This window comes from Ardenticatenales bacterium (assembly GCA_020634515.1).
GTDB lineage: Bacteria > Chloroflexota > Anaerolineae > Promineifilales > Promineifilaceae > JAGVTM01.
Map to the genome: position 1 here is coordinate 1,018,622 of JACKBL010000001.1, position 21,228 is coordinate 1,039,849.

Consider the following 21,228-nt stretch of genomic DNA (forward strand, 5'->3'; position numbering starts at 1 on the left):
GCCCCATACCGCCGCCATCAGCGGTCGCGGGCGATCAAGAAATCTTCGGCCACCCATCCTTCCGTGCCCACGACCGTCCGCACCTTCAGCCAGGTGAACCCATTGGCTTGCTGTGGCGGTTCGTCCAGCAGGGTGACGATGTCGCCATCGGGCAAAATCTCCAGTTCCACACCTCCGGGCGTTTCGCGCAAATAGGCACCGCTGCCGCCTGTTCCCTCAATCACGCCCCGGCGTAAAATAGGTGTTGGCGTGATGGTCGGGATAGAAAGATCGATGGTTGCGGTTGGTTGCGCCGTCGGGGGGAAAATCGCCACGGTGGGCGTGATAGTGGGCGCGTTTTCGCGCACTTCGCCCGCTTGAATGGCCTGTTCTACGATAAGCTGTTGCCGGTTGTAGATCAGCAGGCCAATGGCGCCGAGAAAGAAGAAAACACTGGCGAGCAGCGTAAAGCCTGCCCGTCGCAGCAACGCCTCCCGTTCCAGGGTGTAGAAGCGCGCGCCGCCGCGGCGAATGCCGCTAAAGGCGCTCAGGGCCACAATCAGACCGATAAAGGTGAGGAGGAGGGGCAGGATCAGGTCGGTCATGAGGCGGGCGCATCGGAGAGGAAGGGCATGATTGTTTCCGTGGAGATGGGTCCCTGACGCAACAATCGCGGCGGAACGGTGGTGCAGTCAATGATGGTGGAGGCGATTTCTTGCGGGGAGGGGCCGCCATCCAGGATGATGGCGGCGAGGTGGTTGAAGGCGGCCAGGGCGGCGGCGGCGGAGCGCGCCGGGGGATGCGTAGAGCGATTGGCGCTGCTGGCGGCGATGGCTCCGCCGGCGGCGCGGATAAAGGCGCGAGCAGCGGGGTGGTCGGGCATACGCACGGCGATGGTGTCGGTGGGGGAGAGGTTAGGGGGGAGTCCTGGTTTTTTGGGCAGCACGAGGGTGAGCGGTCCGGGCCAGAATTGGGCGATGAGGGGGGGGATGAATGCCGGCATTTCCGCCACCACCCGCGCCAAATCAGCCAGATCAGCAATCAAAACGGGAATCCCTTTATCCGCCGGGCGCTGTTTTGCCATGTAGAGACGGGCAATAGCCGCTTCCGAGAAAGGATCGGCCCCCACGCCGTAGACCGTATCCGTGGGGAAAACAACCAGATTGCCGGCATTCAACGCCGCGGCCGCCAGCGCAACCGCCCCGGCATCGTCCGCCGGCAGGCATCGGGTGATGATTTCTTCCTGCGCCAAAAGGCTGGTCAAAATGGTGTTCTCCACAAGATGAAAAGTATCTGGCGGCGGATTACTGGATGAAGAGGAACCGATCATGTCCGGCCAGGTCGGACCGCAGGCTCACGTCCCCTCGCGGAAATGTGGACAGCGCAGCCTGACGTGCAGCCTCGCCTTGCCGCCACCCAATCTCCAGCAAAATCGCGCCGCCATCAGCGATTCTGCTGCTGGCTTGTCGCAGCAGATTACGGACAATGTCCAGCCCATCTACCCCGCCTATTAACGCCAGCGGCGGCTCGTATAATTTTACCCCATCGGAAAGCATCGTCCACTCGGTATCCGTGACGTAGGGCAGATTGGCGATGATCAAGTCGGGGGACCAGGGGAGAGGCGCAAGCAGATTTCCTTGCAGAAATTGAATGCGCTCGGATACGCCGTGTCTTCGTGCATTTTCGCGGGCCACTTCCAGGGCATCCGCGGAAATGTCCACGGCGGCGATAGCATGGCCGGCCGGGAGATGGCGCGCCAGGGTGACGGCGATGCAGCCGCTGCCCGTGCCCACGTCCACGATTCGCACGCTTTCGCGCCTTTGTAACCAGGTGAGGGCGAACTGCACCAATTCCTCGGTCTCCGGGCGAGGGATGAGGACGGCGGGGGTCACATAGAAAGTCAGATCGAAAAACGGAGCCTGCTCCAGGAGGTACGGGATGGGTATCTGCCGAGAGGCCCGCGCCAGCAAGTCCTGGAAGTGAGCTTGTTGCGCCGGTGTGAGGGGTTGTTCGCCGTGGGCGAGGAGGTAGCTGTGTGGGACGCCCAACACGTGGCTGAGGAGCAGGCGGGCGTCAATGACCGGGGTCGCGGAGTGCGAGAGGGCGACCTGGGCGTCAGCCAACGTGGATTGGATGTCTATCATGGGAAGGGGGGATAAGGGGTGGTGGACGGACGCCGCCCACCACCCGCGGCAGGCGTCAGGTTAAATGAGACTGGCGTTTTCCAGGTAGGAGATGATTTTGCCGGCACTTTCTTCCGGCGTTTCCTGGTCTGTGCGAATGTGGATGTCTGGGGCGGCCGGCGCTTCAAACGGATCGGAGATCCCCGTGAAGTTCGGAATTTCTCCCGCAATGGCCTTTTCATACAACCCCTTGACGTCTCGCTGAATCACTACCTCCAGCGGCGCGTCAATGAACACTTCCAGGAAGTTCGTTGTCTGCTCGCGCACATGGTCGCGCACGGACTGATAAGGGGAGATGAAAGAGCAAACGCAGCCGACACCATTACGCGAGAGCAGCTTGGCGACAAACGTCACTCGTTCGATGTTTTTCTTGCGGTCCTCCGCCGTGAAACCGAGGTCGCGGGTCAGGCTTTCGCGGACGACGTCCCCATCCAGCCGTTCAATCTTCACACCGCGCTGGCGCAGTTCTTTTTCCAAAATCAGGGCGATAGTGGTTTTACCCGCGCCGGACAGTCCTGTCATCCACAGGACGAAACCTTGTTGCGTCATAGATCAATAATCCTCACTACTAGTTTTCAACGTCATACGGCTGTTCATCGCGCAAGAAGCCGCGCTCGAACAGAAAATCAATAATGCGGTGGGCATTTTCCTCAGCGGTGTGGTCGACGGTGTCCAATACGAGTTCTGGGTGCTGCGGCGCTTCATAGGGCGCGTCCACGCCCGTGAACCCGGTGATTTCACCACGACGGGCGCGCGCATAAAGCCCTTTGGCATCCCGTTGCTCGCACACCTTGATGGGTGTGTCCACGAAGACTTCCACGTAGTTGTCGCCAACCATGCTGCGGATGAAGTTGCGCGTGGCGCGGTAAGGGCTGACGGCGGCGCAAACGGCGATGCCGCCGTGGCGCACAATTTCCGCCGCCACGAATCCCATGCGGCGCACGTTCATGTCGCGGTCTTCTTTGGAGAAGCCCAGTTCTTGCGAGAAGTGGGTGCGGACGACGTCACCGTCCAGCAGGGTCACCTGGCGGCCATACTCTTGCAGGCGGGAGGTGAGAACGTAAGCGTTGGTGGATTTGCCGGAGCCGGCCAATCCGGTAAGCCAGATGCAGGCGCCCTGGCGGTGACGAGGGGGATACGCTTCGGCCAGGATTTCGGCGACTTCGGGGCGGGTGAACCAGTCGGGGAGCTGGCGGCCATTTTGCAGGTAATCTTCGCGGACTTGTGTGCCAGAGATGGAGGCGGTGCGGCTAGATGCCGGCACTTTCGTCACTTCCTCATAACGCTCTTCATCTGGCAGGTAAACCAACATGCGGAAAGGAATCACCTTCACGCCAATCTCGTCACCGTATTGCTCCACCAGCGTCTGCGCGTCATACGGGCCATAAAACGGTTGACCGTCGGAATCCTTGCCCGGTCCCGCATGATCGCGTCCCACAATCAAATGGTTGGCCCCATAGTTACGGCGAATGATCGCGTGCCACAATGCCTCGCGTGGGCCGCCCATGCGCATAGCCAGAGGCAGCAGTGACAACAAGATGCGGTCCGGATCGTAGTAACGGCTGGCCAGCGCCTTGTACGTACGAACGCGGGTGTAATGATCCACGTCGCCAGGCTTGGTCATGCCCACGACGGGGTGCAACAGCAGTACGCCATCCACCTCTTGCGTGGCGCGTTTGGTCAATTCTTCATGAACGCGATGCAGGGGGTTGCGTGTCTGGAAGGCGACCACATTCTCGTGACCAAATGTTTCCAGTTTGGCCCGGGTTTGCGCCGGTGTCAGACGCAGCGATTTGAAATCATAATTTGCCGGCAGTTGCAGTACCTTCATGGGTCCCGAGATGTTGTACGGCCCCCAGTTGTGCATCTCCGCGACAATGGGGTGGCGCAGATCGAGCGAACCAAACGCCTTCAGGGACACTTCCTCGCGATCCCACTTATAAATTTCTTCCACCGTCATCACTGCCAGCAATTCATTACGAATGTCTCGCAAAGCCACATCGTCGCCCACCTTGAAGTTGAGTTCGGGACCAACGGGGAGCGTAATGGGCATGGGGAAGAGCGTGCCATCAGCGAGACGCATCTCGTCCAGTACGCGCTGGTGGTCGGCCTGCCCCATAAAGCGATCCAGGGGAGAAAAAGCCCCTACCGCCAACAGTTCCAGATCGCAGGCGGCTCTCTCCGACAAACGCACGGACGGCAGCCGCTTGGCATAATCCGCCAGTTTCGCCGCCTCCGCGGCGGGCACAAGCAGATTGACGAGTTCGCCGCCATAAGGTGTTATGAGCTTGTTTTTTGTTTGAATCATCATTTCTTCCTTACTACTTCTTTCGCAATCTTTCAGACCAACCTGTCACGATTATTCAGGAGCCAGTCATGGGCGTAGATGAAATCTGACATGTCTTGCTCAAGGGGCTGATAGTTGCCTTCCTACCTACTTGCCATCTGTTTCCTCAGGCCGGCGCTCAGCCCACCCGCGGATACCGTACATTCGTATAACTGCGACGCTAGAGCGATGGTACGCTGTGAAGGTGTGTCAGGCCCGCCGACGCGGTCACACAAAAAGAGCATTGCGAGGAGCAATGCTGGCCTTCATTGTACTTTATTTCACATTCCCGGCAACTGAATGGAGCGGGATTCCGCCATGCTTGATTTGGAATGATTCGGCATAGGGATGGAACGGCGCCGAATCCTCTTGCACCAAGAAACCTCCCCGGAAGCCCAAACCGCTTCCGGGAAGGTGGCCGCTTACTTTGCGGGTTGTACTAACGTTGTCGTAAAGAAGACGCCGATGTTTGGCACGCTCATGAACGCTTCCCCACGATATTTGTCCAGTTCTTGCACCATATCTTCAAAACTCTTGCCCGGTTCCAGGTCGGCAAAAGTGAGTCCAATGCGGTGTCCCTCCGGTAGCGGTGAAACTGGTATGGAGAAGCGCCCTTGTGCGTCACTTCGTCCCACACCTAGTGGCACGCTGCCAAATGTCACGTCAGAGATGGCCAGCGACAGATTTGGCGGCGCTTGCCCGGTTACAACGGTGTCTCCCGCATAAAGCGCCGAATCGAAGGCAAAGCGTGGCGCATCCAGCGCAACAGGCGTGCTCTCCGGTCCCGGATAGGGATTTGCCGTAGGGGGCGCGGCGGTTGCCGGTGGTGGATAGGGGCCTGTGGTAGGGCTGGCAAGTGGCGCCGGATACGCATCACTGCCGTCGGAGGGGAGCGTGGAAACCGCCGGGCGGGAATCATTGGTTGGCGCGGGCGTTGGTGTCTGGTCGGTGGGACCGCAGGCGGCCAGCGCCCCAACGAACACCAGGAAAGAAACCAGGCGGAGGAGATGCGGTCGCCAATTGTTTATCAGATCATGGAAATTCATGGTGGTTGCTCACAATGGTTATGCGGATAAGGCTGTTGCTCGTGGCTCCGCGGGCGAGATGGGCGATGTGTCGGTACTTGTACCGGATACAAAGAGAAGCCACCCCAAAGAGGTGGCTTCTCTCAAACCTTGTAGAATCAGGCGAAAAGATTAGTTGCCGGCGAGGTTAAATCCTTCGTAATTCTTGGTGTCTTGCAAGTTGCCCGTGAGCGAGGATTCGTTACCAATGGCGACAACGGGCTGTCCATTGTTGCTGGTGACGACCACGCCGCTGTTGGTTTTGTTCAGGGTGGACAGGCTGCCTGTGATAACCTGCAGACTGGATGTACCGCCGTTGGCGACGCGGTAGAAGGTCTTGCTGGCGCCCGGGGCGATGGTGTCGGTGTGCGTGAAGGAGACGACGCCGCTATTGCTGCCCGTGGCATCAGACCAGGAGTAAGTGAGGGTCACGGTGGTGGCCGTGGTGCCCACGTTCTGTACCTGGACGCCGGTCGTATTCACGACCGAGCCGCCGAAGTCTTCTTTCACCAGCGGCAGGCTGATGGTGGAAGTGGCCAGCGAGCCAGAGAAGCAGGCGTAGGTGGTCAGACGCTGCGGATCGGAAGCGGTTGCTTTTTCATTGACCACGGCGGCCAGGAGACCATTGCCGCTGGCGGTCGTGACGGTAGCGGAAGCGAGGTCGCCCGCTTGCAGGTCGTTTGATTGCAGGAAGTTGGCGGAAGCGCCGGGAGCAACGTTGCTAACGGAAATGGGGCCGATGACCGTGCCGGCGCCACTGGGGCCGGAGACGACGGCGTAGGTGACCTGGATCGTTTCCGTGGTGCTGCCCACGTTTTGTACTTGCAGACCGGAGGTCACTTTCTTGCCGCCGTAGGCGTTACGCACAAGTGGGCAGTAGAGATCAGTGTCATAGTCGCCGGGGGTGAAGCCGCGGGAGGCTTGCAGGTTTGGCGGCAGGGCGTCGCTGGTGGGATATTCCAGGGAGCTGCCGGCCAGCGGCTGCGTGCCGGTGACGGTGAGGCCACCGAAGTTGCCCGTGCCCGTGGGGACGCCCGCGTCAGAGGGGGTCAAGACGACCATGGCGTTCGGCGGCACGCTGTCGAACTCTTTGATGTAGGTGGTGCCGTTGATGACGAACTCGGCAGTGATGTCGTTGCTGTTGTTGCTGGCGTTCTGGATGTAGAACGTGGTGGTACGGCCGGAGTGGTCGCTCTTGGCCAGGGGGAAGTTGAGGGTGGTGGTCACGTCATTGCCGCTCGTGCCTGTGTATTGGCCGGAGGCCGCGCCGTTGGCGGGTTTGTTGTTGACGTTGACGACGGCGGCAATGGGACCATCCGCGCTCACGACTGCTGACCCGAGGAAGCCTGCCGGCATTGTCAGGCAGTCATTGTCCGGTAGATACGTGTAAGAACCGCCCGGAGCCAGTGATTGCGAACCACAGTCATAGGAATCGCCGTTTTGGTTGTAGGCAGTCAAGACAACGGTGGCATCACTGTCACCGATATTCTGCACCTGTTGCCCCGACGTCCAGCCGCTGCCAGGCAGCGCGTTTGTGTCCGCGGCGACCATCGTGGCCCCCACGAACAACAGGATGAGAATCATAAAAGCTGAAAACTTACGCATAGTAGTAACCTCCAAGACAAAGATAGTGTCGAATTTTGCTCAAGCATATCGTCCGCCAATGATAGCGTCAATAATCCTTTTGGAGTATTTCCAGGGTTATTATCCCGAAAATAGTGGTTAGAAGCGTTGCTCCCGAACCGTCCGGCGAAAAAGGGGCTTAGCGGAAGCTCAACTTCAGGCCAAAAGCATCTCGTATGCTGGGAAAGTGGTGGTGAATAGGGCTTTTCATCTCGCTCGGATTATGCAATGGCCCGTCGTCAATTGAGATAACCGAGGCTCTTCAACCGCTCCGTGATCTCCGCTTCCGCCGCCTCGTCCCAGGCCGCGGCCTCCGCCGCTTGCCGCTGTCCCATTTCCTCGCTAAAGCGAACCGGATGCGCCGTCTGGAAAGCGGGGGTGAGCATCTCCGTGACCACCTGCCCATCCATGATCGTGGGTACGGGGCAGTCCATCAGGTGCAATATCGTCGGCGTCAGGTCGTGGATGGGGTGTTCGGGCAAATCTTGCCGGGGCGCGATGTCCGGGCCGGCGGCAATGAGGATGCCCTCCAGGCGATGGCTGCCCGATTCATGCGTATATGGCGCGCGGAAGAGGACGCCTCGCTCGGCGGCGAATTCATAACCCTTACGGGTGATATAGGTTAGACCGCGCATCAGGCAGAGGATGTCCGGCGCTTCCGCCAGGTGTGGTCCGTGGTACAAATCTTCCTTGAAGAAGATGTCGTCCACAACGGGCAGCCCATCGGCGGGATCGACCAGTTCCCGCAGTCGCCGCGCGATTTCCTGGCGCAACGTTTCATAGGCCGGGCCGGGCGAAACGATGCCCTCCGGCTCCCGCCCCTGCAAGTTGATGAAAATCTGGCCGTAGTAGCCGAAGCTGTACGCCTGGGTGCGCTGCCAGTCAATGGCCGTCGTGAACTCCGGGCGTTCGTCTCGCGGCAGCACCTGAATGCGATCCCCCAGGGCTTGCTTGATCAGCACTTCCAGGCGGTGCAAATGCAGCCGTGTCAGTGTATCGGAAATGTTTTTGCGCGTCAGGCCGAGGCGGCGTGCCAGGCTGTGCCGGGCTTGTTCGGTCTTGCCGGTCTCCCGGAAGTGCAGCCATCCTTGTTGCCACAGCCATTCGTTGAGGAAAACGTCTTTGTACAGCGGACCGGCGCCGTGGTCGGACATGACGATCACGTTGGTATCCGCACCCGCCTGTGCCAGGATGTCGCCAACCCAGCCGTCAATACGTTGATAGTAGTCGCGGATGGCGGTCTGGAAACGTCCGGGGGCGTCGGGGTCATGCTCCGGGTGGGTTTCGTCCATGAAGCGCCAGAAGAAATGGCAGATTTCGTCCGTGTTGCGAAACACCATCATGAAGAAGTCCCACGCTTCTTCGCGCATAAGTTGGATGGTCATGCGCGCGCGGCGTTCGCTGGTGTCGTAGATGTCCGCCAGCCACGCATCTTCCTGGCCGGGCTGATAGAAGGCGTCCTTATTGACGCGATACCCTTGCTGGTTGAGCGTCTCCGTCAGTTCGGGGGGATAAGTGTAGGTGACGTAGCTGGGCGTGCCCAGGCCGGTGATGAGGAAGCCGTTAACTTGTTCGGGGGGGTAGGTCATGGGCACGTTCATGACGCCTACCTGGCGACCATGTTGGCCGAGGAGATGCCACACGGAGGCCCCGGCGATCTGGTCGGCGCGTTGGTAGCGAAGCTGGTAACTGTCCGTGTCGCGTCGCACAAAATCGAATACGCCATGCTTGCCCGGATTAAGCCCGGTGATGAAGGAGGCCCAGGCGGTGGGGGAGTGGACGGGGATGGTGGAGCGCAGGACGCCAAAGCTGCCGTTGGCGATCAGGCGCGCCAGGTTGGGCAACGTGCCATCGGCGGCCCACGCCTTTATCAACGGATACGGCGCGCCGTCCAGGCCAATGACGAGCAATTTGCGTGGTTTGGTGTTGGATTCTTCATTCATACTGCCGTGTATTGTAGCGCAATTGCCCGGTTTGTGTTTGTCTTGGACAGTACCGGCTTGCCTTTGTCGGACAAGGAATTTTGCCGCACGTTTTGTCAGTTGGGGGAGCGTTTGAGGAATTGGTAGAGGAGGCGTTGGTCTTCGGGGGGGATGGCGCGGAGGAGGAGGAGGGCGAGGGGGTAGACGAGGATGCCGGCACTTATCGGCCAGACGATAAATAAATGACGCAACGGCCAGACGGCGGCGCACATGAGCAGCGTGGCCAGGATGGGGCGGAGCAGCAAGGGCAGCAGGCTGTCGCGCAGCAGACGGCGCTGCACGTACAGGTAGAGGGCAACAAAAAAGAAGCTGGTTGCCAGGACGCGGGCAATGGCCGCGCCGGTGATGCCCCAGCGGGGGATGAGCCAGAGGTTGAGGAGGAGGTTGGCGGCCATGCTGAGGGCGGTGAACCAGCCGGCTTCGCTCTGGCGGTTGTAGACGAGGAGGAGGCGGGCGCTGGGGACCATGAGGAAGGAGGGGAGGACGGCCCAGATGATGATTTGTAAGGCGGGGATGGCGGGTTGAAAGCCGCTGTCGAAGATGAGGGGGATGATGCTGGGGGCGATGAGGGAAATGCCGGCACAAATCGGCAGCGCCCCCACCAAAATATACCGATTGGCACGACGATAAAGCGCGGGCAGCCGCTCCGGCGACTCGTGATAATATCGCGCCATCAGCGGGTAGAGCGCCGTGCGCAGCGCCGTGGGCATCATCCAAAAGGCCAACATCACTGTTTGCGCCGCGCCGTACCAGCCCAATTCCGCTTCGCTGAGGAAAAGCGAAATGAGAAAGGCATCCAGTTGGTAATCAATGGTGGTGAAGAAGCCGATGACGATGAAGCCGGGCGTGAGGCGGAGTTGACTGAGGGCGAATCGGCTGCTGAGGCGGGCGGGCTGTTGGGGAATGTGGCGGAAGAGGTGGAGAAGTGCCGGCATAAAAACCACCAAACTCACCCCACTACCCACAACCATCGCCCACGCCAACCCCACGGCATCCCCATTGTGCCCCAATACCCACAAACCAATGCCCAGTTTCAACCCCCCATTGACGGCGGCGGCAATCGTAGGAACCAGCAGCCGTTCGTGGGCGGCGAAAACCCCTTGCAGCAGCACAAAAATCGCCTCGGGAAACATCGCCAGGGCGAAGACCTGAATCACTTGCTTCGCGTGCGGCGTGTAGGGTAGATTCAGGCGCAGCAACAGCAGGAGCAGCCCATATGCCCCCAGCGCCAGCAGTAGCCGCAGCCCCAGGTAATGCAGCAGATACTGCCGACTCTCTCCCCGGCGCGGGGCCACCTCCCGCACAATCAACTCATGTAGCCCCCAGGCGGACAACGCCAACACAATCGTGAAGTAGGTCACGCCCAGATTGAAGATGCCCGCCTCCGCCGCCCCCAACGTGCGCCCCACCAGGATAAAAAGCAGCGCGCTGCTGGCCTTGACGACGATGTTGCTGATGAAGGCCAGCGTGGTATTGCTTGCCAATCGTTGCAGATTGTTCATACGAGGGACGCTACATCGGAGGCGCGTTGTCTATCTTTTCGCCAATGCACACCCACCCCAGCGTGTGGTCCTTCACTTTGTCTAGCCGGTCGAGATAATAAAGAAGGAGGGGCAGCAGCAAGAAGAATACAAACTGCGTCGCCAGTTTGAAGGGCGCTTGCAGCCAGCGCAGCCAGCGAGACCGTGGGCGGGGGAAGAGCCAGTAATGGAGCATCTGTAAATTGAAGGAGAGGAACCAGAAATACCCCCCCATGGGGCGCATTTCCACTACGCGCATGCCGCTTTGTGCCAACAAATAGGTGAAGCCGAAGGAGGTGTAGCGGAAATAATCGTGCGGTTTCTGGTGCTGATGCCAGGACATGGGTGCGGAGAGGTAGAAGCGCCCGCCCGGTTTGAGGACGCGGCCAATCTCGTTGATCACGCGCATTGGCTCATTGACGTGTTCCATGGTCTGGATGCAAACGGCGGCGTCGAAGGTGTGGTCGGCAAACGGCAGCCGGCGCAAATCCCCCACCACGTCCAGCCCGGTATAATCCCAGGCGGTGTCCCCCACGGCCAGGTCCAACCCCGTGTAGCATGTGTGCGTGAAGTAATCCTTGTAGCGACCTTCGCCTGAACCGGCGTCCAGGACGCGCGCGCCCGCGGGAATTTGCGCCTGTGCCTGCTCCAGCAACCGCAGCGACTCATACCGATTGACCTCGATTCGTTTGCGCAACCACGACGGCATGGCCGCCAACTGCTCTCGTCTATCCATACTCTTTTTTTGCCTTCTCCATCCACCCATCCCGCAGGCCGCGCAGGTAAGCGCGGGCGGCGGACCACTGGCGGGTGAGGGCGAGGTGGGTTAATAGTTTGATGGCGCTGCCCAGGCGGTAGAGGAAAATGGCCCCCGGCTGCCCCAGGTGGGCATAGCGGCGGAAGAAAATGACGCTGCCGCGCGCCAGGTAGTAGCGATACTGTGGCGCGTCGCTGCCGCCGCTGCTGACGGCCACGCGGTGGTAAAGGCGGGCGGGTGCGACAAAACGCAGCCGATACCCCGCCTGGCGCATACGGATGGACCAGTCCAGGTCTTCGTAGTACATGAAGAAGGCTTCATCCAGCAGGCCGACCCGGCGCGCGGCGTCCATATTAACGAGCAAGCAGGTTCCCAGCAAGTAATCGACGTCGCGGGAGCGCGCCCACGCGGGACCATCGGGTGCGCCCTGATGCCGGTCGCGGATTTCCAGCAGGTGCTTGTGCCGGCGTGCGCCGCCAAACCAGAGGCGGTCCTGCTGGCTATCGTAGAGGATTTTGGGGGAGAGGAGGCCGATGTCGGGTGCAGTTTCGGCCAGGAGGTGGCGCAGCATGTCGGGGGCGGCGAAGGCGTCGTTGTTGAGCATGAGGGCGTAGTCGAATTGTTCGCTCAGGGCGTGGCGGATGCCGGCATTATACCCCCCCGCAAACCCCAGATTATGAGGCAAAGCCAGATGCCGCTCTTCCGGCAAGGCATCCGCCAATCGCCGCGCCGACCCGTCCCCTGACCCGTTGTCAATAACCAGGATGTGCAGGTCGGGGTGGTCCATCTGGCGCAACGCCTGGACGCAGGCGATGGTCAGGTCTGGTTGCCGCCAGTTGACGACGATGGCCAGGACGGTCGTCATGGTTCGGTAGCCCGGCTGGCGCCATAGCACCAGGCGATTTTTGTGAGGTAGAGTGCCGGCATTGTCCGCCCATATTTCCGCCACGTCAACGGCTGTCGTCGCCAGATGCCCAGCGATGCCCACAAGGCAATCGCCGGCGACAGCAGCAGCACCAGCCGGCGATGGCGCAACAGCCCCGGCGCGGCCAGCCAATCCGGGTGCTGCAACCGCACCTGGCGCATAAAAAAGCCAGAACGGGCGCAATCCCGCCACACCGCGGCGAACGTTTGGCGGTTATGCTCGTGGCGCACGGCGGCAGCCGGCCAAAAGTACGGCGAAAATCCCGCCTGCCTCATGCGCGTGGTCCATTCTACGTCTTGCCCGCGCCGCAGATTGTCGTCCAACATGCCGGCATATTCTATGACCTCCCGCGCCACCGACAAATTAAGCGTTGGCAGGTAGGGGCGCGGCCCAGGCGGGCTGGTGCTGAAGAACTCGTGGAACAGAGTGAGATTGTAGGTCAGATGCCAGTAGCCGTTGCCCGTGGGCAGCACCCCACCCCCCACCACGGCGTGCCCCGCCGCGTGCGCCGCCAGATGCCCCGCCAGCCAACCCGGTTGCGGCAGGCAGTCACTGTCCAAAAACAGGAGCCAATCAGATTGCGCGGCGGCAATGCCCAGGTTGCGCGCCGTCCCCGGCGGCACGGGTCGCCCCGTATCCAGCAGCCGCGCGCGTGGGTGCGCGGGCAGCAAGCCCGCCTCATCCTTGCCCACCACCAACACTTCCGCCACTTCCCGGTCGGCTTCTGGCTGCTGCCAGATAGCCGCCAGCACGCGGTCAATCAGGGGGGAGTTGAGGCTGGGGATGATAATGGTTATCATGACTGTTTCCAGACTGGCGCAGTTTCCCAAACGGCGACAGTCTTAGTGACCTACTTGTGAATTTCTGCTCCCGTTGACCGTCGTCAGGGGCAAGGCGTCCAGTTATTTGCTGTCATGTAAAGAACGCTTAGATTGATTAACTCTTCTTTAGTTCTACACCCGTCTGATAGATTTGCGCTTGCCGATGCGACATTAGCCGTATATTGCCTCCAATCATCCGGTAAATCATACGCATTTGTTAAAAATACCACGTTACAATCAGAGCAATCGGCTACAGTTGCCTTATATGCAAGATCATTTTGATCGTAGCCCAAGAAGTAATATGTGCCTACAAGGGTATTTCCCGGAATAGGCAAAGGAGATTGAGTACTCACATAGGGAACAGTTTCTACCGGATCCCCTGGCCTATTATTGGTGTCTGTTTTTGGTATTACTGTTGCAGTAACTACAAGAATCATAGGCGTATTCGTTTTCGTCGGCTCAAAATCATTGAGTAAACGTTCGGCTATTGGGCCATTCATAATTGCCCCAAGAATAGTACCTAAACAAAGCACCACTGCAGCTCCCAATGTCACTATAGCCCATAGTTTAGGGTTTGCTTTTCCTTCTCCCATTTAAGTCCTCCTGAAAATGTGAACAGAATTCGTGTGTAGTAAGTAATTCTGGGGGGCATTATAATCATGAACGGCCTCTTTTAAGGTGGCATTCTGTCGGTATTATAGCAAACAACCGGGGTGGGGCGGTGTCCTGGATGTTTGGTAACAGGTGAGATTGGCGGATGAAGATTTTTGTGACCGGTGGCGAGGGGATGTTGGGGCGGAGTGTATGCCGGCATTTTCCCGCCGCCCACCAACTGATCACCCCTGCCCGCGCCGCGCTCGACATCCGCGACCACCACGCCGTGCGCCGCCAGATCGCTCAGGCCCAACCCGACCGGGTGCTACACCTGGCCGCCCTCACCGACGTAGACCTTTGCCAGCGGCAGCCCGACCTCGCCTACCAGGTCAACACCGCCGCCACCGCCAACCTCGTCGCCATCTGCCGGGACCTCAACCTGCCGCTGCTGTTCATGAGCAGCATCGCCGTCTTCGATGGGCACAAGCCCACCCCCTACCTGGAAGACGACCCGCCCGCGCCCGTCAACGTCTACGGAGACAGCAAATGGCGAGCGGAACGCCTCGTCGCCACCTTGCCGCGCCACCTCATCGTGCGCAGCGGCTGGCTGTTTGGCGGCGGCGCGGCGGATAAAAAATTCGTGGGCAAGATCATCGAGCTGGCGCGACAGCGACAACGTCTGACGGTCGTAGACGACAAGATTGGCTCGCCTACGTTCACCGACGACCTGGCGGTGGGACTGGAGCGGCTGCTGCTGCGCGGGGACGACGGCGTGCGGCATCTGGTCAACAGCGGCCCGCCCGTGAGTCGTTTCCACCTCGCCGCCGAGATTCTGCGCCTGGCGGATGTGTCCACTGATTTGCTGCCCGTGTCCTCCGCGCATTTCCCTCACCTGGCCCCGCGCCCGGATATGGAGGCTGCCGCCAGCCATCACACCACCGGTTGGCTGCGCCCCTGGCCGGCGGCATTGCAAATTTATGTGACGCAAATTCAGTAACGCTAGAATCCGCGGTGAAGGGTTTTTCATGGGATAAGGGCAATCACAGATTACGCAGATTACGCAGATTACGCAGATTATTGTGTGTATCCACGTACTGGCGGAGCCGCAAACACCACTAACTGCCAACCATCAACTCTTAGCGACTCACCCTGCGGAGTGTTCCGTCTCTCAGGCGCACAAATCTTCTAGCGCGCGCACCAAATTGCCCCAGGAGAAGCGATCCTGGTCGGCGGCGATGTGGGCGCGCATGGTTGGCCCCAGTTTTTCGCCCAGGAAGCGATTGATGGCCGCCGCCAGCGCCGCCGGATCGTCCGGGGGCACAACCAGCCCCGTGCGCCCATCCTGCACCGCTTCCGCCAGCCCGCCCACATTGGTGGTGATCACGGGCGTGCCCTGCCCAAAGGCGACCTGCGCCACCGCGCTCTGCGTGGCGCTGCGATACGGCAGCACGGCGGCATCCGCCCGCCGCACGCAGGCCACAAGCTGCTCATCGGGCACGTACTGGTTCCACAGCGTCACTGCTTCCGCCACACCCATCCGCTCAATCAATGCCTGATACGCCGCCTCGCCCTGCCAGAACTCGCCCACCACCAGCAGGTGAACGGGCTGTTGCGCCAGCACGGCGGGCAGCGCCCGCAGCAGCACGTCCAGCCCTTTGTAGGGGCGGACGAAGCCAAAGAAGAGGAGCAGGGGGCGATCCGATGGCAATTCGATGGGGAGGGTGGCGGGCGCGGCGGTCTGCCCCAGGTCGGCGTAGGTGGGCAGCGCGGTGGCGATGACGCGGGCATGGGGGAACATCTGCCGCAGCAGGGCGGCGTCCGCCTGCGAATGCGCCAGGAAGCCATCGGCGCGCCCCAGGGCCAGGCGCGCGGCGGCCCGGTCTAGGGGACCGGATTCATGCGGCAGGACGTTGTGGCAGATGAAGAGGAGGCGGGGGGGATGGGGGGCGCGCCGCAGTAGCCAGGTCAGCGCGGCCCAGGCGGGCGCCCAGTAGGGAACCCACCAGGAGATGATGACGGCCTCTGGCTGCCAGGCGCGCAGCCGCCGCGCGGTTTGCCGCCAGGTGAGCGGGTTGAGGCCGTCTAGCCAGTATTCGGCGTCCGTTTGCAGGGGGTGCTGGCTGGGATCGCGGTCGCTCTGGCCGGGGAAGAGCCAGCGGGGATACTGGCGGGAGAAGGAGATGAGGCGGACGGTGTGCCGCTGCCGGCATTCTCGCGCCAGCAGCGTCGTGTAATGGGCAATCCCGCCGCGATAAGGGTAAGTGGGACCGATAATTGCCAAACGCATGGGGGGATTATAATCTGGTTTGACAGTATAATGAAGGTAGAAGGCAGAAGGCAGAAGGCAGAAGGTAGAAGGACGGTTGAATGATTTTGGTGACGGGGGCTGGTGGATTTGTGGGCAGGTCGGTGATGCGGGCGCTGGCGGAGCGAGAAATGCCGGCAAAACCGTACACCGGCCGCATCAACGATCCCTATGCCTTGCGCGTCGAACTCAGCAACGTGGACACCGTCATTCACCTGGCCGGCGCGGAGAGCCGTGGTCGCGCGCGCGCCTTGCAGCATGTTGATGTGGAGGGGACGGCGCGGTTGTTGGAAGAATGCCGGCACGTCCCCATCCGCCGCCTCCTCATCCTCAGCCGCCTGCACGCCGACGCCCACGCCATGCACCCGTTGCTGCGCGCCAAAGGAGAGCAGGAGGAAATCGTTCGTCGCGGCAACCTGCCCTACACCATCATTCGCTCCGCCACCCTTTTTGGCCGCCACGACCGCTTTCTCAACAACATCGTGGGGCTGGCGCAGTGGAGTTGGCCCCTGATCTGGCTGCCCGGCGGCGGCCAGGTGGCGATGCAGCCGCTGTGGGTGGAGGACCTGGTGCGCTGTCTGCTGCTGACGCTGTCCCGCGACAATCTGGTGGGGGAGACGATTTCCGTGGGCGGGGGAGAGCAGCTTCGTTACGCGGAAATTGTGCGGGTGGCTTTGGAAAGTGCCGGCATTGCCGGCATCCCCTTCCGCCCCCATCCTCTCCTCGTGCGCCCCCTGGTCAGCCTCCTCTTTAGCTGGTGGCGACACCCACCCGTCAGCCGCTTCTGGATGGACCGCTTCACCACCCCCGACATCACCGACCTCGATGCCGTGCGCTTTCATTTCGGCTTCCATCCCCACGCCCTGCGCCACAACATCGCCTACCTGCGCCGCCCCGACCTGCGCTGGCAGCTCTTTGGTCTGCGCCGTCCCACTTGAAGGAGTTTGCCGGCATTTGCCCTACCGCCAGCAACGGCTAGAATAACGGTCGAACAATCAAGGAACGGAAACAAAACAAGACGACGAAGTTGTTTTCTTACCGTTCCTTCAAACTGACGATGCAATTCCTTGCTTTATCTCATCGTCACTCCTAACCGCCAACCACCGACCCCTTTCATTCAGGGTAACTATAACGCTCTCTGGAGATTGGACCAATTTCACCAGAGAAAACTGGTCCAATCTGGCCCAGCAGCTACCATTCAGGAACCTCATGCCCATAGACATCAACATTCAAGACATCGCTCACTATGTAGACCAGACCGTGCGCCTCAAAGGATGGCTCTACGCCAAAACCGGCAAAGGCAAACTGCAATTCTTGCGCCTGCGCGACGGTAGCGGCATCGTCCAGGCCGTCGCCTTTCGCCCTGAACTGGGGGAAGAAAAATTCAACCTCATCAAGGAACTGGGGCAGGAATCCTCCCTCATCGTCACCGGAAAAGTGCGCCAGGACGAGCGCGCCCCCGGCGTTCCCGGCGGCTATGAGCTGAGCATCAGCGACGTGGAAGTGCTGCAAAACGTTAGCGGCTACCCCATCACCCCCAAAGACCACGGTGTTGAATTCCTGATGCAAAACCGCCACCTGTGGATTCGCTCCAGCCAGCAGTGGGCCATCCTGCGCGTGCGCGCCGTCGTCAAACGCGCCATCATCGACTTCCTCGACAGCCACGGCTTCCTCAACATCGACACCCCCATCATCACCCCCTCCGCCGCCGAAGGAACCAGCACCCTCTTCACGGTGGATTATTTTGAAGAAGACGCTTACCTGGCGCAAACGGGCCAGCTCTACAACGAGGCCAACATCATGGCCTTCAGCCGCGTCTACTGCTTTGGCCCCACCTTCCGCGCGGAAAAGTCGAAGACGCGCCGCCATCTGGCGGAGTTCTGGATGGTGGAGCCGGAAATCGCCTTCTGCGATCTGGATGGCCTGATGGACCTGGAGGAGCAATTTGTCAGCGCCATCGTGCAGACGGTGCTGCAAAAGTGCGAACCGGAGTTGACGCTGCTGGAACGCGACCTGGACGCGCTGCGCCGCGTGCAGGCGCCCTTCCCGCGCATCAGCTACGATGAGGCCGTGGCGCGCATCCAGGCTATCCGCGCGGCCACGGAAGATGAGGAATTGAAGGCGCAGTTGGCGCTGGAATGGGGGGATGATTTTGGCTCGCCGCACGAAACGGAACTGACGAAGCAGTTTGACCGCCCCGTGTTTGTCTACGGCTATCCCTCCGCGGTGAAGGCGTTTTACATGGAGCCGTGGCCGGGGCGGCCCGAAGTGTGCAAGAGCGTGGACTTGTTGGCTCCCGAAGGGTACGGCGAAATCGTCGGCGGTAGCGAGCGCATGAGCGATCCCGACCTGCTGACGGCGGCAATTGAGCGGCATCAACTGCCGATGGAGCCGTATCAGTGGTATGTGGAATTGCGCCGCTTTGGTAGTGTGCCGCACAGTGGTTTTGGTCTCGGCCTGGAGCGCACTGTGGCCTGGATTTGCGGCATTCATCACGTGCGCGAAACCAGCCCCTACCCGCGCACGCTGAAGTGGATGTATCCGTAGGGAATAATTGATGGTTGAACTGTTGCATGGTTGGATGGTTATCCGTGATGCCGGCAATGCCCCATTTCATCAGAGAAAATCGGTCCAATCTGGGTTAGCAGTCACCAATGTTCACGAATTCACCGATCAACCATTTCTTTGACCGATAGACAAAATGATCGTTGTCTACGCCGCTCTTGCCTGGTTTGTTGGGCTGGTCATGGCCAGTCTCTTTCCCTTTCCCTTGCCTGTCTGGTTGGGCGCGGTGGGGTTGGCTGTTGCCGGCATTCTCCTTTCCCTCCGCCGCCCATCTATCCGCCTGCCCTTCCTCGTCCTGGCCGCGATGGGGTTGGGCGGCGCGCGCTACATCCTCTCCATTCCCGCCATTGATACCGGTCACGTCGCCTTTTACAATGGCACGGACGTCGTCCTCACCGGCGTGGTCAACGACGAGCCAGAACTGCGCGACACCACCCTGCGCCTCGACCTGCGCGTCGAATCGCTGACCATCGCCGGCGGCGCCACGCGCCCCGTCTCCGGGCGCGTCCTCGTCAATGCCGCACGCTTTCCCCTCATCCCCTATGGGGCACGCATCCTCGTCATTGGCCGTCTGGACGAGCCGCCCGTCTTTGATACGTTCGATTACCGCGAGTATCTGGCGCGGCAGGGGTTCCACAGCGTCATGCTCCTGCCGGAAATTGAGGTGGTGGAGGAGAATGTGGGCAATCCGGTGTATGCCGGCATTCTCGCCTTCAAAACCCGTGCCCAATCCATCGTCAACCGCCTCATCACCGACCCGCAAGCCGCCCTCCTGAACAGCATCCTCCTCGGCAACCGCGCCGGCCTCGACGACGCCGTGCGCGCCGACTTCCGCCGCACCGGCATGGCCCACGTCATCGCCATATCCGGCTTCCACCTTTCCATTCTTGCCGGCATGTTAGTCGGCCTCTTCACGCCCCTCGTCGGCGAAAAACGCTCCCCCTGGTTCGTCCTCCTGGGCATCATCTTCTACACCATCATGGTCGGCGCGGGCGCGTCCGTCGTGCGCGCGGCCATCATGAGCAGCATGTACCTCATCGGCACAAAGGTTTTGGGGCGGCCTCGTTTCGCGTTTGGCTCCCTGTTTGCCGCCGGCGTCATCATGACACTGTGGCGACCCGCCATTTTGTGGGACGTGGCCTTCCAGTTCAGCTTCTCCGCCACGCTGGGCCTGATGCTCTACGCGGACCGGTTTAGCCGTTGGGCGCGGCGGCTGCTGCTGCGACGCCTGTCCGCGCGCGTCGTCAACGGGTACGTGGGACCGGTGACGGACCTGGTGATGGTCACGGTGGCGGCGCAGGTGGCAACGCTGCCCCTGGCGATGTTCTATTTTAACCAGATCGCCATTGTCAACCTGGTCGCCAATCCTTTGATTTTGCCGGCACTCCCCGGCCTCATGCTCTCCGGTGGATTGGCCGTGATCGTCGGTCTCCTTTCCCCCCTCCTCGCCCAACCCATCGCCTGGCTCGCCTGGCTCTTCCTCTCCTACGCCATCTTCCTCGTGCGGCTGCTGGCGCGCATCCCCTTTGCCGCCCTGCCCGTGCAAATCAGCCTCACCGTCGTCGTTCTCCTCTACCTCCTCATCGGCGGCGTCACCTGGATCGCCTTCCAGCCGCGCCCCCGCCGCGAAAATATGTTGAACAAAGCACGCCCCTACGTCAACCAGCAGATCGTCATTGGCTTTGCCTTGCTCGTCGCCATTCTCGTGTTTGCCTGGGGCCGCACCCAGCCCGATGGCCACCTGCACGTCGTCTTCTTCGACGTGGGGCAGGGCAGCGCCACCTTCATCCAGACCCCCAGCGGGCGGCAAATCCTCGTTGATGGCGGTCCCTCGCCCACGCTGTTGAACACCGCCCTGGGGCGCATGATGCCCTTCTGGGATCGCCAACTGGACATGGTCATCAGCACGAACATGGCCGGCAGCTACGCCACGGGGCTGCCCGGTGTGCTGGAACGGTACCAGGTGGATCAGTTGGTTACGGGCAGCGCCGCCGACGGCAGCGAGTTGCCGTCCACGCTGGCCGCCTACGCCACGCTGCTGGACGTGGCGCAGGGGCAGGAAGTGCCGCTGCATCTGGCCGCCGCCGGTGAAATGATCTCCGTGGGGGATGGGGTGCGCCTGGAAGTGTTGGGGCCGTCCCCCAACACGGACGGGGATGAAACGGTGTCGCTGCGGCTGGTTTATGACAACCTGACTGTGATGCTGGCGGGCGCGGCGGGGACGATTGCCGAGCAGGCGATGGTAGAAGCCGACCGTCCCATGCAATCACTGGTGCAGCTCATCGGGCGGCAGGGGGGCAAAAATGCCACGTCCACGGGCTTCTTGCGCGCCGTGCATCCCCAGGTTGCCGTCATTTCCGTGGCGGGCGACAATCGTTTTGGCGATCCGCAGCAGGATGTGTTGACGCGGATTGCCGGCATTGGCGCCCCCATCCTGCGCACCGATCAACTGGGCAGCATCGAACTCATCAGCGACGGCGCGGCCATGTGGTGGCAGGCCTGGAAGTGACGGAAGTTGATAGTTGATAGTTGACAGTTGACAGGTACTGTTTGCTCGCCGCCAACTCCCCTCTACCAACTCCCA

General features: G+C 60.9%; 18 protein-coding genes. 4 read left to right on the forward strand and 14 right to left on the reverse strand.

Going from position 1 to position 21,228, the window contains the following annotated elements:
• Positions 1–17: 17 nt before the first annotated feature.
• The 13 genes from H6650_03845 to H6650_03905 all read right to left on the reverse strand — a co-directional run bounded on the left by H6650_03845 (position 18) and on the right by H6650_03905 (position 13,773).
• Positions 18–584, reverse strand: coding sequence for an SH3 domain-containing protein (locus H6650_03845; GenBank protein MCB8951127.1), 567 nt, complete (start codon positions 582–584; stop codon positions 18–20).
• Positions 581–1,243: a threonylcarbamoyl-AMP synthase gene (locus tag H6650_03850; GenBank protein MCB8951128.1), complete on the reverse strand. Its 663-nt coding sequence runs from the start codon at positions 1,241–1,243 to the stop codon at positions 581–583. Before H6650_03850 ends, H6650_03845 begins: the two co-directional genes overlap by 4 nt.
• 40 nt (positions 1,244–1,283) lie before the next feature.
• Positions 1,284–2,123, reverse strand: coding sequence for a peptide chain release factor N(5)-glutamine methyltransferase (gene prmC / locus H6650_03855; GenBank protein ID MCB8951129.1), 840 nt, complete (start codon positions 2,121–2,123; stop codon positions 1,284–1,286).
• Positions 2,124–2,183: 60 nt separating this feature from the next.
• Complete coding sequence (gene cysC / locus H6650_03860) at positions 2,184–2,711, reverse strand: adenylyl-sulfate kinase (protein MCB8951130.1); 528 nt, start codon at positions 2,709–2,711, stop codon at positions 2,184–2,186.
• A 19-nt stretch (positions 2,712–2,730) separates the two neighbouring features.
• The gene (locus H6650_03865; GenBank protein MCB8951131.1) at positions 2,731–4,470 is read right to left on the reverse strand and encodes a bifunctional sulfate adenylyltransferase/adenylylsulfate kinase; all 1,740 of its coding nucleotides are present in this window, start codon (positions 4,468–4,470) and stop codon (positions 2,731–2,733) included.
• A gap of 440 nt (positions 4,471–4,910) precedes the next feature.
• Positions 4,911–5,534 (reverse strand): hypothetical protein, encoded by a 624-nt coding sequence (locus H6650_03870; GenBank protein MCB8951132.1) that lies wholly within the window; start codon positions 5,532–5,534, stop codon positions 4,911–4,913.
• Between the two features lie 150 nt (positions 5,535–5,684).
• Positions 5,685–7,157 (reverse strand): hypothetical protein, encoded by a 1,473-nt coding sequence (locus H6650_03875; protein MCB8951133.1) that lies wholly within the window; start codon positions 7,155–7,157, stop codon positions 5,685–5,687.
• A gap of 257 nt (positions 7,158–7,414) precedes the next feature.
• Positions 7,415–9,118, reverse strand: coding sequence for an alkaline phosphatase family protein (locus H6650_03880; GenBank protein ID MCB8951134.1), 1,704 nt, complete (start codon positions 9,116–9,118; stop codon positions 7,415–7,417).
• Positions 9,119–9,213: 95 nt separating this feature from the next.
• A complete protein-coding gene (locus H6650_03885; protein ID MCB8951135.1) occupies positions 9,214–10,659 on the reverse strand; it encodes a flippase in 1,446 nt (481 codons plus the stop codon).
• A gap of 10 nt (positions 10,660–10,669) precedes the next feature.
• On the reverse strand, positions 10,670–11,413 hold the full coding sequence (locus H6650_03890) for a class I SAM-dependent methyltransferase (GenBank protein MCB8951136.1): 744 nt from the start codon (positions 11,411–11,413) through the stop codon (positions 10,670–10,672).
• Positions 11,406–12,299 carry a glycosyltransferase family 2 protein gene (locus tag H6650_03895; GenBank protein MCB8951137.1) on the reverse strand — a complete coding sequence of 298 codons (894 nt, stop codon included), beginning with the start codon at positions 12,297–12,299 and terminating at the stop codon, positions 11,406–11,408. Before H6650_03895 ends, H6650_03890 begins: the two co-directional genes overlap by 8 nt.
• Complete coding sequence (locus H6650_03900; protein ID MCB8951138.1) at positions 12,296–13,159, reverse strand: glycosyltransferase; 864 nt, start codon at positions 13,157–13,159, stop codon at positions 12,296–12,298. Before H6650_03900 ends, H6650_03895 begins: the two co-directional genes overlap by 4 nt.
• An 83-nt stretch (positions 13,160–13,242) precedes the next feature.
• Positions 13,243–13,773, reverse strand: coding sequence for a hypothetical protein (locus H6650_03905; protein ID MCB8951139.1), 531 nt, complete (start codon positions 13,771–13,773; stop codon positions 13,243–13,245).
• A gap of 164 nt (positions 13,774–13,937) precedes the next feature.
• Here H6650_03905 and H6650_03910 point away from each other — a divergent pair, with 164 nt between their 5' ends.
• Complete coding sequence (locus tag H6650_03910) at positions 13,938–14,771, forward strand: NAD(P)-dependent oxidoreductase (GenBank protein MCB8951140.1); 834 nt, start codon at positions 13,938–13,940, stop codon at positions 14,769–14,771.
• Between the two features lie 171 nt (positions 14,772–14,942).
• On the opposite strand, the gene H6650_03915 is transcribed toward H6650_03910, so the two are convergent.
• Complete coding sequence (locus tag H6650_03915) at positions 14,943–16,061, reverse strand: glycosyltransferase (GenBank protein MCB8951141.1); 1,119 nt, start codon at positions 16,059–16,061, stop codon at positions 14,943–14,945.
• An 80-nt stretch (positions 16,062–16,141) separates the two neighbouring features.
• On the opposite strand from H6650_03915, the gene H6650_03920 reads away from it, so the two are divergent.
• The 3 genes from H6650_03920 (at position 16,142) to H6650_03930 (ending at position 21,153) form a co-directional block, all read left to right on the forward strand.
• Positions 16,142–17,017, forward strand: coding sequence for an NAD-dependent epimerase/dehydratase family protein (locus tag H6650_03920; GenBank protein MCB8951142.1), 876 nt, complete (start codon positions 16,142–16,144; stop codon positions 17,015–17,017).
• A 271-nt stretch (positions 17,018–17,288) separates the two neighbouring features.
• Positions 17,289–18,626 carry an asparagine--tRNA ligase gene (gene asnS, locus H6650_03925; protein MCB8951143.1) on the forward strand — a complete coding sequence of 446 codons (1,338 nt, stop codon included), beginning with the start codon at positions 17,289–17,291 and terminating at the stop codon, positions 18,624–18,626.
• A gap of 154 nt (positions 18,627–18,780) precedes the next feature.
• Positions 18,781–21,153: a ComEC/Rec2 family competence protein gene (locus tag H6650_03930; protein MCB8951144.1), complete on the forward strand. Its 2,373-nt coding sequence runs from the start codon at positions 18,781–18,783 to the stop codon at positions 21,151–21,153.
• Positions 21,154–21,228: the final 75 nt, after the last annotated feature.